At 59.3% G+C, this 15340-nt stretch carries 12 protein-coding genes and 1 tRNA gene; 11 read left to right on the forward strand and 2 right to left on the reverse strand.

What is annotated here, in order from left to right; genetic code table 11:
• Window position 1: 1 nt before the first annotated feature.
• Window positions 2-763, reverse strand: a complete 762-nt coding sequence (locus tag MITSMUL_RS02650) for a nucleotide-binding protein (protein ID WP_040635345.1) — start codon at window positions 761-763, stop codon at window positions 2-4.
• Between the two features lie 198 nt (window positions 764-961).
• Here MITSMUL_RS02650 and MITSMUL_RS02655 point away from each other — a divergent pair.
• Window positions 962-1048 (forward strand) — tRNA-Leu (locus tag MITSMUL_RS02655).
• A 96-nt stretch (window positions 1049-1144) separates the two neighbouring features.
• The gene (locus MITSMUL_RS02660; protein WP_005839688.1) at window positions 1145-1654 is read left to right on the forward strand and encodes a hypothetical protein; all 510 of its coding nucleotides are present in this window, start codon (window positions 1145-1147) and stop codon (window positions 1652-1654) included.
• 112 nt (window positions 1655-1766) lie between these two features.
• On the opposite strand, the gene MITSMUL_RS12945 is transcribed toward MITSMUL_RS02660, so the two are convergent.
• Entirely contained in the window at window positions 1767-2588 is an 822-nt protein-coding gene (locus tag MITSMUL_RS12945) for a hypothetical protein (protein WP_211205206.1), read from the reverse strand.
• 695 nt (window positions 2589-3283) lie between these two features.
• Between MITSMUL_RS12945 and MITSMUL_RS02670 the strand changes: the two genes are divergently transcribed.
• The 9 genes from MITSMUL_RS02670 (at window position 3284) to murB (ending at window position 15038) form a co-directional block, all read left to right on the forward strand.
• Window positions 3284-4801: a capsule assembly Wzi family protein gene (locus MITSMUL_RS02670; RefSeq protein ID WP_211205207.1), complete on the forward strand. Its 1518-nt coding sequence runs from the start codon at window positions 3284-3286 to the stop codon at window positions 4799-4801.
• Window positions 4802-5021: 220 nt separating this feature from the next.
• Entirely contained in the window at window positions 5022-6527 is a 1506-nt protein-coding gene (locus MITSMUL_RS02675) for an IMP dehydrogenase (protein ID WP_040635346.1), read from the forward strand.
• 299 nt (window positions 6528-6826) lie between these two features.
• Entirely contained in the window at window positions 6827-8926 is a 2100-nt protein-coding gene (locus tag MITSMUL_RS12045; protein WP_005839698.1) for a putative bifunctional diguanylate cyclase/phosphodiesterase, read from the forward strand.
• Between the two features lie 87 nt (window positions 8927-9013).
• On the forward strand, window positions 9014-9691 hold the full coding sequence (locus tag MITSMUL_RS02685; protein ID WP_040635347.1) for a response regulator transcription factor: 678 nt from the start codon (window positions 9014-9016) through the stop codon (window positions 9689-9691).
• A complete protein-coding gene (locus tag MITSMUL_RS02690) occupies window positions 9691-10995 on the forward strand; it encodes a sensor histidine kinase (protein WP_005839702.1) in 1305 nt (434 codons plus the stop codon). Before MITSMUL_RS02685 ends, MITSMUL_RS02690 begins: the two co-directional genes overlap by 1 nt.
• An 81-nt stretch (window positions 10996-11076) precedes the next feature.
• Complete coding sequence (gene cobO / locus MITSMUL_RS02695; protein WP_005839704.1) at window positions 11077-11622, forward strand: cob(I)yrinic acid a,c-diamide adenosyltransferase; 546 nt, start codon at window positions 11077-11079, stop codon at window positions 11620-11622.
• A gap of 104 nt (window positions 11623-11726) precedes the next feature.
• Window positions 11727-13379, forward strand: coding sequence for a dihydroxy-acid dehydratase (gene ilvD, locus MITSMUL_RS02700; protein WP_005839706.1), 1653 nt, complete (start codon window positions 11727-11729; stop codon window positions 13377-13379).
• Window positions 13380-13570: 191 nt separating this feature from the next.
• Window positions 13571-14062: a tRNA (cytidine(34)-2'-O)-methyltransferase gene (locus tag MITSMUL_RS02705; RefSeq protein WP_040635348.1), complete on the forward strand. Its 492-nt coding sequence runs from the start codon at window positions 13571-13573 to the stop codon at window positions 14060-14062.
• Between the two features lie 58 nt (window positions 14063-14120).
• The gene (gene murB, locus MITSMUL_RS02710; RefSeq protein ID WP_005839710.1) at window positions 14121-15038 is read left to right on the forward strand and encodes a UDP-N-acetylmuramate dehydrogenase; all 918 of its coding nucleotides are present in this window, start codon (window positions 14121-14123) and stop codon (window positions 15036-15038) included.
• Window positions 15039-15340 lie beyond the last annotated feature (302 nt).

The following is a 15340-nucleotide window of genomic DNA, read 5'->3' on the forward strand; positions in this document are numbered from 1 at the left end:
GTCAACCCTCAGCCTTCTCCTGCACGATTTCGCGCGCAAGTGCGAAGAACGCCTGGCTCACAGGGTCCTCAGGCGCCGCCTCGACGACCGTCATGCCGCGCTCCTCAGCCTCGCTGATTGCGTCGCTGCGCGGGATGTCCGCGAGGACGGGCAGCTGATGCGCTTCGGCGAAGGCGCGGACTTTCTCCTCCTCGCGCGGCACGTTGCGGCGGTTCAAGAGAACGCCGCGGACCTTCGCGTAGCCGCGGTCGGCGAAGTTCTCGACGGCCGTCGCGATGTTGTTGGCCGCGTAGAGCGCCATCTTCTCGCCCGACGTCACGATCAGCACGTCCTCGGCATAGCCCTCGCGGATCGGCGCCGCAAAGCCGCCGCAGACGACATCGCCGAGCACATCGTAGAGCACGACGTCCGGCTGCTCCCGCTCGAAGAGCTCGAGGTCCTCGAGCAGGTTGAACGTCGCGATGATGCCGCGCCCCGCGCAGCCGAGCCCCGGCGTCGGGCCGCCCGTCTCGATGCAGAGCACGCCGCCGAAGCCGCGCGCCGAGATCTCCTCGAGCGAAGAGGGCTCCGCGTCGAATTCCCGCATGTAGCCCATGACCGACTGCAGCGGCTTGCCGCCGAGCAGGTTGATCGTCGAATCCGCCTTCGGGTCACAGCCAATCTGGATGACCTTCTTCCCCAGAGCCGCCAGTGCCGCCGCCAGATTGCTCGTCAGTGTCGACTTCCCGATGCCGCCCTTTCCGTATACTGCAATCTTCCGCATCATATCCCTCCTAATAAACAACTATCTCTATTATAAGGGCACGGGACCGTTCTTTCAAATCGACCGGCAGCTACGCCAGAGCTTTCCTGAATGACATGAATGACATGCATGACCTGGAATCCATGTCTTGACAAGGCATTGACAAGATACGGATTCTCTGCTAGAATATCTTATGTTGATGACGCATCTGTGTCATTTGCCGGAGTGGCGGAATTGGCAGACGCAGCAGACTCAAAATCTGCCGTTGGCAACAACGTACCGGTTCAAGTCCGGTCTTCGGCACCACTTGCTATGTGAGGCTTCGCGGGGTTCTGCGGAGCCTTTTTTGATGCAATCCTGCCCGGCGCGGATGGGCCGGAGAAGATGACAGGGAGAGATAGTATGGATAATGTGAACTTGGGACAGCATGGCTGCATGCAGGCGGTCGCGGGACTCCTGCACATCGGCATGCGCGAACCGTTCAGCATTGAAGGGGTCGCGGATACGAGATTCTTCTTCTCGGAAGACGGCCTCTATGCCGTCCGGATGGCGGCGGATGCGCCGGAGATGACGATGGCAGAGATGCAGGATGAAGCCGTGCTGGACAAGGAGCATCTTTGCGACCTGCTGAGCGGGGCGGCCTGCATCCACATGGAGCCCTTCGTGCCGGTGGAGCCAGATTACTACTATTACATGGCAGACGACGAGGCGGTGCACGGGCGCAACTGGCATGGTACGTTCGCAGACTACGCGCATGCGGCGGCGGGCAACTGCTTCCGCACGGAAGAGGAAGTGCTGCGCGGCCTGCCGCAGCTCACGGAGAAGCTCAGAAAAGCCTACCGGGCGGCGCGCGGCATCTCGGCGCAGCAGCAGGCGGAAGATCACGACGAGATGAGCTTGTTCGACGAATAAAATGGCAGCCAATAACGAATAAAAGGCCCGCATCCGGCAGGGAAGCTGCTCGGATGCGGGCCTTTTAGCGTGATTTTATGTTGTTGCGTTGTATGGTAGATTGTCTGCTGTCTTACTCGTCGTCGCCGGAGTTGTCGTGGTCGGCGCCGGAGTAGGAACCCTTGTAATCGGCCGGGTAGATCGTGATGTCGTAGTGGTTGTTGCTCCACTCATGGGAGAGGTGGTGCTTGAACGGGGCGAGGGCTTCGGTGAGGACGCGGTAGGCCGTCGTGCCGGCGTAGACGCCGGAGTCGGAGATGTCGACCTTGTAGCCGTTCTCGTGCGAGTAGGTGCCATGGGCATGGTAGCCGTACTCCGCGCCGCCCGTGAGGACGAAGGAGACGCCGGCCGACTGCGCGAGCGTGTTGAGCGTGTCGAGGAAGGCGATGGTCGAGCTCTTGAAGTTTTTCGTATCGGTTACGTCGTTCTCATCCCACGGTGTGTCCATGCCGTAGACGCTGCTCCACTTGTGCAGGTTACTCTTGCCGAAATCCGTGCGGACGGCGTAGGCGTCGGTCGTCTGGCCGGCACCCGGTGCAGGCTGAGACGGGATGATGGAGGGCAGGTCAATCGACGGGGTGATGGGCGAAGTCGGCGTCACAGGTGAGAGTGGCGAGATCTTGTTCTCGGTCCTTGCATTCGTGTCGTAGCCCGATTCTGCGGCGGCCGGTAGATGGCGGCGCATGGCCGAAGGTGCTGTCACAGCAGCTTCATGCTTGGTCATGCCCTGCACATCGCTGAGCGCGGCGGACTTTGCTTCATACGAGACTGGCGTGGCAGCATGTGCGGAAGCATGCGTGGTGACGGCAGCTGGCTTGACGACCGGCGATGCCGAGACCGTTGCGGCACTGGCTGTTGCGCACGCGAGGAGCGCGGCGGCAAAAAATGTTCTCACTTTGCGACTACTGTGACTACTGCTCATCAATAGAAAGACCTCCAAACAACATAAACAACATACTCACGGTAATTTCTTGCGGTCCTATGCATAGAATACGATTACTAGGACTATTAATATTTCTTTATTATACTACTTCTGTCGTAATCCGTAAAGTCCAGGAGCTTGACGAGCCGGCAGCAGCGGCGGAGATGGTGCAAAAAGCAAAAAAAGAAGCGGCTGACAATTGGGGGGGTCAGCCGCTGGGGCAGTTGAGGAAGTGAAAGGATATCAACTGCCCGAAAGGGATCGGATAGTCTATCACCACTATCCACCCTACCCTTTTCGCTGTTGAACAGGGAAATCCTTCTAATCTGACGTACAAAATTTCATATTTTGTTATTTTTTCCAGAAAGCGTACTTTGGTACAGAGAGGGCGGGATATGGTATAATAGAGAATGATTTCGAGAGAAGGGAGAGATGGCGATGCTTTGGGAACAGCTTCTCGCGCTCGCGGCCGTGGTGTTCATCGCGGCGGGGACGGTCTACGGCTACCGCAGCTGGCGCAGGAACAAGATGGACTGAAGTCTTGCGTTTGACTATGGATTCATGATAGAATTCTCATGTATTTCCATTTTTACAATAATTTTATGGCAAACTATGATGAGTTGGAATGATTTGGAGAGATGATGATGAAGAAAACGTTGGTTGCTGGAATGATGGCAGCGGCAGCTTCGGTCATGGTGCCGGGGCTGGCTGGAGCAGAGGCCGTGACGGCAGATGTGCCGGTCGGCAGTGTCTACTACGATTATGTCGACAAGCTCAGCGGCATGGGCTACATCGATTCGCTGCCGGATGGCGCGCGCCCGTACAGCCGCATGCAGATGGCCAAGTGGGTGCTGCAGGCGGAGAAGAACGCTAAGGATAAGCCGATGCCAGCTTACCTTGCCGACGAGCTCGCCTCGATGCGCACGGCCTTTGCCTCTGAGATCGAGGTGCTCAAGGGTCGGAGTGATCAGGATGACCTCGCGCTGCGCCAGGCTTCCCTGCAGCTTGCGAGCTACAACAGCGACCAGTCTTCCTATAAGCAGAGCAAGAAGGATTTCCAGCCGAATGCAAAGTGGCAGCCGTTTGGCCAGGGCACGAATGGCTATGACTACGCCGATGGCTTCAATGCCGTCGCCAAGGCGGAGTTCTCGGGCAACATCGGCCATAAGACGGCCATCTCGCTGACGCCGCGCCTGAGCTGGAATGACGACGATGATGCAGAGCTCAAGCTTGAAGAGGGCTACGTCAAGACGAAGACGGGCATCGTCGAGTATCTCGCAGGCCGTCAGGCACTGAGCTACGGCCAGGGCAAGACGGGCAAGCTCGTGCTCGACAACACGATGAAGCCAATGACGATGGCACAGGTCCACCTCGAGGACGACATGCCGGTGCGCGGCTTCTTCCGCTTCCTCGGCAAGCAGAATTACCATGTCTTCTATGCACAGCTTGAAGGCGACCGCGAGGACCGCGTGGCGAAGGGCCATACGGATTACGATCATGCGGGTCTCTTGGGCCTGCGCGCCGACTTCACGCCGTCGGATGCCTTCACGTTCGGCCTCATGCGCGTTTCGATGCTCGGCGGCGATGGCAACGCACTCTCGAAGTCAGACTGGCGCCACTGGGTGACGGGCCACAATTCCGATGCGGAAGGGGACCGCTGGAACGACATTGCGGGCGGTGACTTCCGCGTGCGCCTGCCGGGTGTCCAGTTCTACGGCGAGGTCTACGGCGAGGATGCAGGCGGCCTGCAGCCGACAGAGCGTGGCTACCGCTTCGGTACATACCTGCCGCAGCTCACGCGCGACGGTTCCTGGGACATGACGCTCGAATACGCCTCGACGAACCCGTTCTGGTATAAGCACCAGAAATACCAGAATGGTTGGACGTACAGCGATGACATCATCGGCGATTCGATGGGCAACAACGCCAAGAAGTACTACCTCGGCGTCAACCACTACCTGCCGGGAGAGAACCAGATCGGCGCGTACTTCATGCGCACACAGATGGACCGCAGCACCGGCAATCACCCGAATGTCTATGAAGCCGCATTGACGGGACGCCTCAAACTGCAGGACCACTTCTTCCTCGACGGCTCGCTCGGCCTTGCGAAGATCGAGAATGCGGACTACACAGACCGCACGGACAAGAATGTCTTCGCGACGGCTATGGCGCGCTGGCAGTACTGATACCGGATGCGGATGGCGGTGGATTGCAGAGGAAATCCTTTGCACCACGCCTCTGCCGGTGCTATAATAAAACCGTAGATTTTTTGCAGATGATGACCTGCCTCTTGTAATATTGTAAACCGAGTTCTGGAAAAGAGATTGACAGCCGTTATCCTTTATAGTAGACTGGTAGCAATATATTTGAGGCAGGTCTCATAGTATCAAGAAAGAAGGGGTTACGTTGGCATTCTATTTCAAGGAACCATCACACACGTTTGGAGAGTATCTTCTCGTCCCAGGGTATTCGTCGGATAAATGTATCCCGAATAATGTATCTCTCAAGACGCCGCTCGTGAAGTTCAAGAAGGGTGAAGAACCGAAGATCTCGATGAACATCCCGATGACGTCTGCCATCATGCAGGCAGTCTCGAATGACAAGATGGCAATCGCACTTGCAAAAGAGGGTGGCGTTTCCTTCATCTACGGCTCGCAGAGCATTGAAGCAGAAGCTGCCATGGTATCCCGCGTCAAGAACTACAAATCCGGTTTTGTCAGCAGTGACTCCAACATCAAGCCGACGACGACGCTCGGCGAGATTCTCGACCTCCTGCAGAAGACGGGCCATTCGACGATGGCTGTCACGAAAGACGGCACGCCGACGGGCAAGCTCTTGGGCATCGTGACGAGCCGTGACTACCGCATCTCGCGCATGAGCCTCGACACGAAGGCCGAGACGTTCATGACGCCGTTTGAGAAACTCGTCTATGCGGATGCTGACACGACGTCGCTGACGAAGGCCAACGACCTGATCTGGGAGCACAAGCTCAACATGCTGCCGCTCGTCGACAAGAACCAGCGCCTGCGCTACATGGTCTTCCGCAAGGACTACACGGACAACAAAGAACATGAGCTCGAGCTCATCGATGAGAACAAGCGCTACATCGTCGGCGCCGGCATCAACACGCGCGACTATGCAGAGCGCGTACCGGCCCTGCTGAAGGCTGGTGCGGATGTGCTCTGCATCGACTCCTCGGAAGGCTTCTCCGAGTGGCAGCGCATCACGCTTCGCTACATCCACGAGCATTTCGGCAATGACGTCAAGGTCGGCGCCGGCAATGTCGTCGATGCAGAAGGCTTCCGCTTCCTCGCTGAGGCAGGTGCGGACTTCATCAAGGTCGGCATCGGCGGCGGCTCTATCTGCATCACGCGCGAGACGAAGGGCATCGGCCGCGGCCAGGCCACGGCACTTATCGATGTCTGCGCCGAGCGTGACCGCTACTATGAGGAGACGGGCGTCTACATCCCGGTCTGCTCCGATGGCGGTATCGTCCACGACTACCACATGACGCTGGCCCTCGCGATGGGCGCTGACTTCCTGATGCTCGGCCGTTACTTCTCGCGCTTCGACGAGAGCCCGACGGACAAAGTCAAGGTCAACGGCACGTACTACAAGGAGTACTGGGGCGAAGGTTCCAACCGTGCCCGCAACTGGCAGCGCTACGACCTCGGCGGCGCGCGCAAGCTCTCCTTCGAGGAAGGTGTCGACTCGTACGTCCCGTACGCTGGCCCGCTCAAGGACAACGTCAACATCACGCTGTCGAAGATCCGTTCGACGATGTGCAACTGCGGCGCACTGACGCTGCCGGAGCTGCGCGAGAAGGCTAAGATCACGCTCGTCTCGGCAACGAGCATCGTCGAGGGCGGCTCGCACGATGTCATCCTCAAGGACAAGTTTGGCCGCGACTGATGGACGATCACGCATCAGATATATAAGAATGACTGAGATGACTTGGGACTCGCGGGTCCCGAGTCATTTTTTTGCATAAAATGAGTGCGCTGGCAGGAATTTCCCACTTCGGCACGAAAGTATTCCAATATAGCACGAAAGTACTGCAATATGGTACGTCAATATATGGGATATTGACAATGCATGGCATCATGATAAAATTGTGCATGAAAGATAGAAGAGCATAGAACGAGCCCCACTATGGGATCATGGAACTATAGGACGGCAATCATGCGTCAGGGGCAGGGGGAGGATTGCACATGATACTGCAATTCAAGGAGAATGAAGTGGAAAAGGAGGTCGCGCGATTAACGAAGGAGTACGACATCGTGCGACTCGTCGACCCGGAGGAGTGCCATGCCTTCACAATCGGGGAGAATAATTCATATGAATACGGGCCGAGCTGCTATTCGGTCTGGCGCAGTACAAACCGCTGCCGCAACTGCACGAGCCTGCGTGCGCTCAAGACAGGCATGGAGTTCCGCAAGACGGAGGTCAAAGACGGCGACCTGTATTTCATCACCTCGCGTCCCATCGAGATCTTGCGCGCGGATGACACGACGTTCTCGTGTGTCATCGAGATGATCCACATAGAGAGGGGCAAGGGAATGAGGAGAGACGGACATCATGCGGTACTGCAGGACGGATTTGACAAGCGGGCCTTTGCTGAGACGCTGCGCATGGCCATGCAGAACCTTCCGACTGGCGTCATCTGGTTTGATACAGAGCAGCACTGCATCTACGCGAACAGCGAGGCATTCCGCCTCTTTGAGATTCCCGATGATTTGCAGGAACTTGAGGCCATCCTGACGAACTGGTTCCAGGAGGATGCCCTGCGGAGTCCGGAGGCAGCCGTCTGGCTCCAGCAGTACGAGCGGGCGGGGGCCCCGGCCTCATTCCAGATTTGCCGCTATCCGCTCAACGATGGGGCGGGGGCAGAGGTCGGCATGTACTTCCTGATCAGCGATTGCACACAGGATCAGAAGAACATGGACCTCGAGCACTTCGGCACGATGCACGACAACCTGACAGGCATCTACAATAAGTACGGCTTCTACCGGCAGGCGCGCCGCGTCATGGGGGAGAATCCGGGCATATCCTACCTCATGGTCTGTCTGAATTTCGGCGACTTCAAGCTCTTGAACGGCCTCTACGGCATGACGAAGGGCAATGAGCTTCTGATGCGCGTCGGCAGCATGCTGCGCCGCCACTACGGCATGGATGCGCGGACGGCCTACGGGCGCATTCGCGCGGACCGCTTCGCGATGCTGATCCCTGAGGCAATCTTTGACCCGGATGCCTATCTCAAGACGGTCGAGACGATCATGCACGGGCTCGCGGCCATTCACTTCGACCTGCAGATTGCGGTCGGCATCTGCCGCGTCGAGGACAACCGAACGCCTATCTCGATCCTCTGCGACCGCGCGTTCCTCGCGGCCAGTGTCCTCAAGACGCAGGAGAGCAATGGCTACGTCTGGTACTCGGAGCACATGATGTCCGAAAAGATCCGCGACCGCGCAATCCTGAGCCGCTTCTCGGATGCGCTGAGCCGAGGGGAAGTCCAGATCTACCTGCAGGCACAGGTCGCGGCTGACTCGCGCCGCGTGATCGGCGCGGAGGCGCTCTCGCGCTGGGTCTGCGACGATGGCCGCGTGATCCCGCCGGCGATGTTCATCCCGATACTCGAAGAGCACGGCAAGATCTGGCAGCTCGACTATCACATCTGGGAATTGGCCTGCAGCCTGCTGAAGTCGTGGCAGGGCAGCGAGGACTTCGCGGACTACTGCATCTCGGTCAACATCTCGGTCAAGGACATCTACTATCTCGACCTCTACGAGGTCTTCACGCATCTCGTCGAGGAATACAAGATCGACCCGGCGAAACTCGAGCTCGAGATCACGGAGACAGTCTTTATGGATAAGCCGAAAGAAGCGATTCTCCTGATCCAGCGGCTCAAGGAGTACGGCTTCCGCATTGCCATCGATGATTTCGGCAGCGGCTACTCGAGCCTGAGCTTCCTCAAGGACATCCAGGCGGACATCCTCAAGATCGACATGGGCTTCCTGCGCAAGACGGAGCATCAGGAACGCAGTCGCATCATCCTGCGCTCTATCGTAGCGCTTGCACGCGAGCTCGGCATGCCGACCGTCGTCGAGGGTGTCGAAACGAGCCAGCAGGTCCACGACCTCGTAAAGATCGGCTGTGACATCTTCCAGGGGTTTTATTTCTCGCGGCCGATTCCCGTCGCAGACTTCGAGACGCGTTTCCGCGCCGGCGAGATACGGCCATTGCGGATGAAGTCCGGCGCAGCGGGAAACGTGGAGGAAGAAGCAGAAGAAGCAGAAGGAACAGAAGGATAAGGGGCTGAAGCCGGTGGGCTTCAGCCTTTTTTCACGGAATGCGTGTATATATATAGAAGCAATTGATTTATTTGAGGAGTGGTTATGATGCGGGTTTTGCTGGCAGAGGACGATAAGCGTCTTGGCAAGCTCATCCAGTACATGCTGGAGCAGAATGACATCCAGGTCGAATGGGTGACGAACGGCAGTGATATCTATGAGTACGCGATGTACACGGACTACGACATCCTGATCCTCGACTGGATGATGCCGGGGGAGACGGGCGTGGAGGCGTGCAGCCGCCTGCGCAAGGACGGCTATGAGAAGGCCATCCTGATGCTGACGGCGCGCGACTCGGTCGAGGACCGCGTGACGGGCCTCGATGCGGGCGCGGACGACTACCTCGTCAAGCCGTTCGAGTTCGCGGAGCTCATGGCGCGCCTGCGTGCGCTCGGACGCCGCAGCACGCAGAAGATCCAGCAGGATGTCGTCGAGGTCGGCGAGTTCACGCTGAACCGCACGGCGAAGGTCCTCAAGAAGAAGGACAAGGTCATCCAGCTCTCGCCGCGCGAGTTCCAGATCTTCGATCTGCTCGCGCAGAACATCGGCATCGTCGTGCCGCGCGACATCATCCTCGACCGCATCTGGGGCCTCGAGTCGGACGTCAGCTCCAACAATATCGACTCGTACATGAAGATCCTGCGCAAGAAGCTTGACCTCGGCGACGGCGGCACGGTCATCAAGACAGTCCGCGGCGTCGGCTACAAGCTGGAGGCCCGGAGCTGATGGCGCAGAACATCTTCGGCAGCAGCCGGCGCAAGCTGACGCTCCTCTACTCGATCGTCATGACCATCTTCCTCGTGACGCTGCTCTTCGCGATGCACAAGACGATGGAGTGGGCCATTACCTCGGAGCAGGCCCGCGAGCTCATGGACACGGCCAGCAATGTCGCGGAGGCGCAGGAGTACTTCAACCAGCACCCGGAGATTGTCTTCGACGATGCGACGGCCTACAAGAGCACGAACGATCGCCTCTTCTTCTATGTCTTCGATGAAGATGGACGGCTGCTGAATTTCGCGCGGGCTTCATTCCGCATCGAGCCCTTCATTCTCGACACGATCGCGCAGGGGCAGGTCGAGCCGGGCGAGGTCCGGGTCTTCAGCAAGCCGGGCACCGAGAACACGCGCAAGGCCCGCATCATGCTGACGGCCCAGCAGGTCCGCGACGATGAGGGCGATGCGACGCAGACGGTCTACGTCGGCAAGGACGTCACGGCCATGTACAACGGCATGGAGAAGGCGACGTACGCGCTGGCCTTCCTCGGTGCCATCGCGCTGATCATCGCGACAATCGTCGGCCACCTGCTCTCGGGCAAGGCGATGATCCCGTTGCGGCAAGCCTATGAGAAGCAGCGCCAGTTCGCGGCGGATGCCTCGCACGAACTGCGGACGCCGCTCGCGGTCGTCATGGCCTCGGCAGAGCTCCTGCAGAACGACCCGTCGATTAAGTCGCCGTTCCTGCGGCAGGTCATCGACGATGTGCGCGATGAGGTCAAGAAGATGACGAAGCTCGTCAGCGACCTGCTCGTCGTCGCACGCAGCGACAACAAGGCCCTGAAGCTCAAGCCGCAGAAGTTCAACCTCTCGGCGCTCATCGAGCAGACGGCGCGTCTCATGCAGCCGCTCGCCGACCAGAAGAAGATCGACCTGCAGGCGGAGCATCTGCCGAAGGTCGAGATCCAGGCCGACGAGCAGAAGATCCGCCAGCTCGTGCTGATCCTCGTCGACAATGCCGTCAAGTACACGCCGGATGGCGGCAAGGTCAGCGTGCGCTACGAGAGCACGGAGAAGGGCAAGGTCCGCTTCGCCGTCAGCGACACGGGCATCGGCATTGCCAAGGAAGACCAGGCGAAGGTATTCGACCGCTTCTACCGCGTCGACAAGGCGCGCTCGCGCGAGATGGGCGGCAACGGCCTCGGCCTCGCCATCGCGCAGGAGATTGTCCACCTGCACAAGGGCCGCATCTGGATTCAGAGCGAGCTCGGCAAGGGAACGACCTTCTTCGTCGAGCTGCGCCAGAAGTTCAAATAAGAGAATATAAGAGAATACAGAGAGCCTGCTGGAAATGTTCTGGCAGGCTTTTTTATAACTGCTTGGAAGGAGAGAGAGAAGATGGGAGAGACGAAGCGACATGGCCTGCTCATCGTGCACACGGGAGCGGGCAAGGGCAAGACGACGGCGGCCATGGGCCTTGCCATGCGCGCTTGGGGCGACGGCCTGCGCGTATTGATTCTACAGTTCATCAAGGGCGGCTGGACGACGGGCGAACGCCATGCCATCGAAGTGCTCGCGCGCGCGGAGGGGCGCATCGAGCTGCGCGCGCTCGGCCTCGGCTTTACGCGAAAAGGAGAGAAGCCTAGAGAAGAACACCGTCGTGCGGCTCGCGAGGCACTGACGATGGCCGAGCGGGAGATCACCAGCGGCCGCTGGGACATGGTCATCCTCGATGAGATCAACTACGCCGTCAAGTTCGGCTTGATTGCGGAGCAAGAGCTCGGCGCACTGCTTGAGCGCCGCCCGATGAATCTCCATCTCGTCTGCACGGGACGCGATGCCTGCCCGCGGCTCTTAGAGCGGGCCGACCTCATCACGGAGATGCGCGGCCTGCGCCATCCATTCGAATTGGGAATAAAAGCACAAAAAGGCATTGAATTTTGACTCGTAATGTTGTAAACTAGGTATCACATTACATCTTTACATCTTTGCATCTGATGCGCCTGTCATGTGTGGGTGCATAATACAGATAGATAGGAGAGTTGCTTATGAGAAGCGATATTGTCAAAAAAGGTGCTACACGCTGTGCACATCGTTCCCTGTTCCATGCAAATGGCTACGGTCCTGAGGACCTCCAGAAGCCGCTGATCGGCATCTGCAATTCCTTCAACGAGATCATCCCGGGCCACATCCACCTGCGCGAGATCGCCGAGGCTGCGAAGCTCGGCGTTGCAGCAGCAGGCGGTACGCCCTTTGAGTTCCCGGCCATCGGCGTCTGCGACGGCATCGCCATGGGCCACACGGGCATGAAGTACTCGCTCGCGAGCCGCGAGCTCATCGCCGATTCGATTGAGGCCGTTGCGATGGCTTCGGGCTTCGATGGCCTCGTCCTGATCCCGAACTGCGACAAGGTCGTGCCGGGCATGCTCATGGCAGCAGCCCGCCTCAACATCCCGGCCGTCGTCGTCTCGGGCGGCCCGATGCTGCCGGGCCGTTTCCACGGCCATGACGTCAGCGTCAGCCAGGCCTTCGAGGCAGCCGGCAAGTTCGCTGCCGGCCAGATGGATATCGCTGAGATGACCGATCTCGAGTCGAAGTGCTGCCCGGGCTGCGGCTCCTGCGCCGGCCTCTTCACGGCCAACACGATGAACTCCCTGACGGAAGTCCTCGGCATGGGCCTGCCGGGCAACGGCACGATCCCGGCCGCCTACACGGGCGCACGCCGCCTGCTTGCCAAGCGCGCCGGTGCAGCGCTCATGGACCTCATCAAGAAGGACATCAAGCCGCGCGACATCATGACGCGCGAGGCCTTCGAGAACGCCATCACGGTCGACATGGGCATCGGCGGCTCCTCGAACACTGTCCTTCACCTGACGGCCATCGCGCACGAGGCTGGCATCGAACTGCCGGCACCGCTCTTCGATGAGATCTCGCGCCGCACGCCGTACATCACGAAGCTCAGCCCGGCCGGCAAGCACCACATGACGGACCTCAACGAGGCCGGCGGCATCCCGGCCGTCATGCACGAGCTCTCCAAGAAGGGCCTGATCCACCTCGACGCGCTGACGATCACGGGCACGGTCGGCGACCGCATCAAGAACGCCGAGGTCCTCGACCGCACGGTCATCCACAGCGTCGATGACCCGTACCGCAAAGAGGGCGGCATCGCCATCCTCAAGGGCAACCTCGCACCGGACTACGCTGTCGTCAAGGCTTCAGCTGTTGCAGCCGACATGCTGACCTACACGGGCAAGGCAAAGTGCTACAACTCCGAGACCGAGGCCTGCGATGCCATCATGGCTGGCGAGATTCACGACGGCGATGTCGTCGTCATCCGCTACGAGGGCCCGAAAGGCGGCCCCGGCATGCAGGAGATGCTCAACCCGACGGCCGTCATCACGGGCCGCGGCCTCAAGGTCGGCCTGATCACCGACGGCCGCTTCAGCGGTGCCAGCCAGGGCGCCTGCGTCGGCCACATCTCGCCGGAGGCCATGGAGGGCGGCCCGATTGCCCTCATTGAAGATGGTGACGAGATCACCATCGACATCCCGAACCGCAGCCTTTCGCTCGCCGTCAGCGATGAAGAGCTCGCAAAGCGCAAGGCTAACTGGAAGAAGCCAGAGCCGAAGATCAAGACGGGCTACCTCTCCCGCTATGCTAAGCTCACGACTTCCGCCAGCACGGGTGCCGTACTCAAGTGAGCACAGTACGATAAATAACACACCCCTTCCCATAAAAGAGAAGCGACATGCCTGCCGCTTCTCTTTTTGGTTTGCGCAAGCCCCGATGCGCCTTAAGTCTTGTAATTTTTTTCGGGATTCGTTATAATGAGTAGGCTATAAGAAATAAATGAGATTTCCTTCACATATCCATATCCGAGGTGTTGAAACCATTGCATATCGTACTGATTGAACCAGAGATCCCGGGCAATACGGGAAATATCGCGCGCCTCTGCGCAGGCACGGGCATCGAGCTCCACCTCGTGCGTCCGCTCGGCTTCTCGACGGACGACAAGCACCTGAAACGCGCCGGCCTCGATTACTGGCCGCTCGTCAAGGTTCACTATCACGACAATTTCGCCGAAGTCCAGGAGCGCTATGCCGGCCACAACTTCTACTACCTGTCGACGAAAGCGCCGCGCTCCTACACAGAAGTCCACTACACGATGGACGACATGCTCGTCTTCGGCAAGGAGTCCGCGGGCATCCCCGAACCAATTCTCAAGGCGAACTGGGAGCACTGCGTGCGCATCCCGATGATTCCCGAGGCGCGCTCCCTCAACCTCTCGAACTCCGTCGCCGTCGTGGCCTATGAGGCCATGCGCCAGATGGACTTCCAGAACCTCGCAGAAGCCGGTCCCGGCCTGCGCATGGACCAGCACTGAGCGCAGCAGAAGACTGAGAAGACCGATATAGTGGGAAAATAGATGGGAATGACGACTGATGATTGATAAAAACTTTATCCAGAAATGCCAGGCCTTCATCGAGCCGAATCGCTTCCGCCTCGATGAGCCGATGAAACTCCACACGACCTTCAAGATCGGCGGTCCCGCCGACTGCCTGATCTTCCCCGCCTCGATGGAGGAGACCGAGAAGGTCCTCGCCCTCGTGAGTGCGTACAAGCTGCCGCTGACCATCCTCGGCAACGGCTCCAACGTCCTCGTCCAGGACAAGGGCATCCGCGGCGTCGTCGTGAAATTCGCGCGCCCGATGGCCAAGATCCGCCATGAAGGCACGCGTATCATCGCCGGTGCCGGCGCCCTCCTCAAAGACGTCTCCGAAGCCGCCGCTCAAAGCAGCCTGACCGGCCTCGAATTCGCCTGCGGCATCCCGGGCAGCATCGGCGGCGCCATCTTCATGAACGCCGGCGCCTACGACGGCGAGATGAAGAACGTTGCCGACACCGTGCGCACCGTCGACCGCGAGGGCAAGATCCACACCTACAGCCGCGACGAACTCGACCTCGGCTATCGCCACAGCCGCTTCCAGGATAACGGCGAGGCCATCGTCGAAGTAGAGCTCTGCCTCGAGCCCGGCGACAGCGAAGCCATCCGCGCCAAGATGGAGGACTTCACCGAGCGCCGCGAGAGCAAGCAGCCCCTCGAGATGCCGAGCGCCGGCAGCACCTTCAAGCGCCCCAAAGGCTACTTCGCCGGCACCTTGATCCAGGAGACCGGCCTCAAAGGCCTCCAGGTCGGCGGCGCCCAGGTCTCGACTAAGCACGCCGGCTTCGTCGTCAACGCCACCGGCGACGCCACCGCCGCCGACGTCCGCGGCCTCATCCACGAAGTCCAGCAGCGCGTCTACAAGAAGCACGGCGTCATGCTCCACCCCGAAGTCCGCATTATCGGTGAAGCATAAGCCCCGCAACATATAGGAATCAAAAAAGACTGCCACAGTAAAGTGACAGTCTTTTTCTTGTACCAAGAAAACATCATGCAGACTCTGGGGCGGAGCAAAGCAATCGCTCCCCAAATTCTTGACCTCGTTTATGTACTTCATGTACTTTAGGCCGGACTAAGTCCATACGACGAACCGAGCAGGGCGCAGCGCAGCGTCCGCCCGCAGCAGATCCTGGCTAAGTTCCGGAATGCGAGCAAGGACTAGGGCGGGGAGCGGCTGTTCCGCCTGCAGGAGCGCAGTGACCGCCCGCAGGGCTGAGC

Source organism: Mitsuokella multacida DSM 20544 (assembly GCF_000155955.1).
GTDB lineage: Bacteria > Bacillota > Negativicutes > Selenomonadales > Selenomonadaceae > Mitsuokella > Mitsuokella multacida.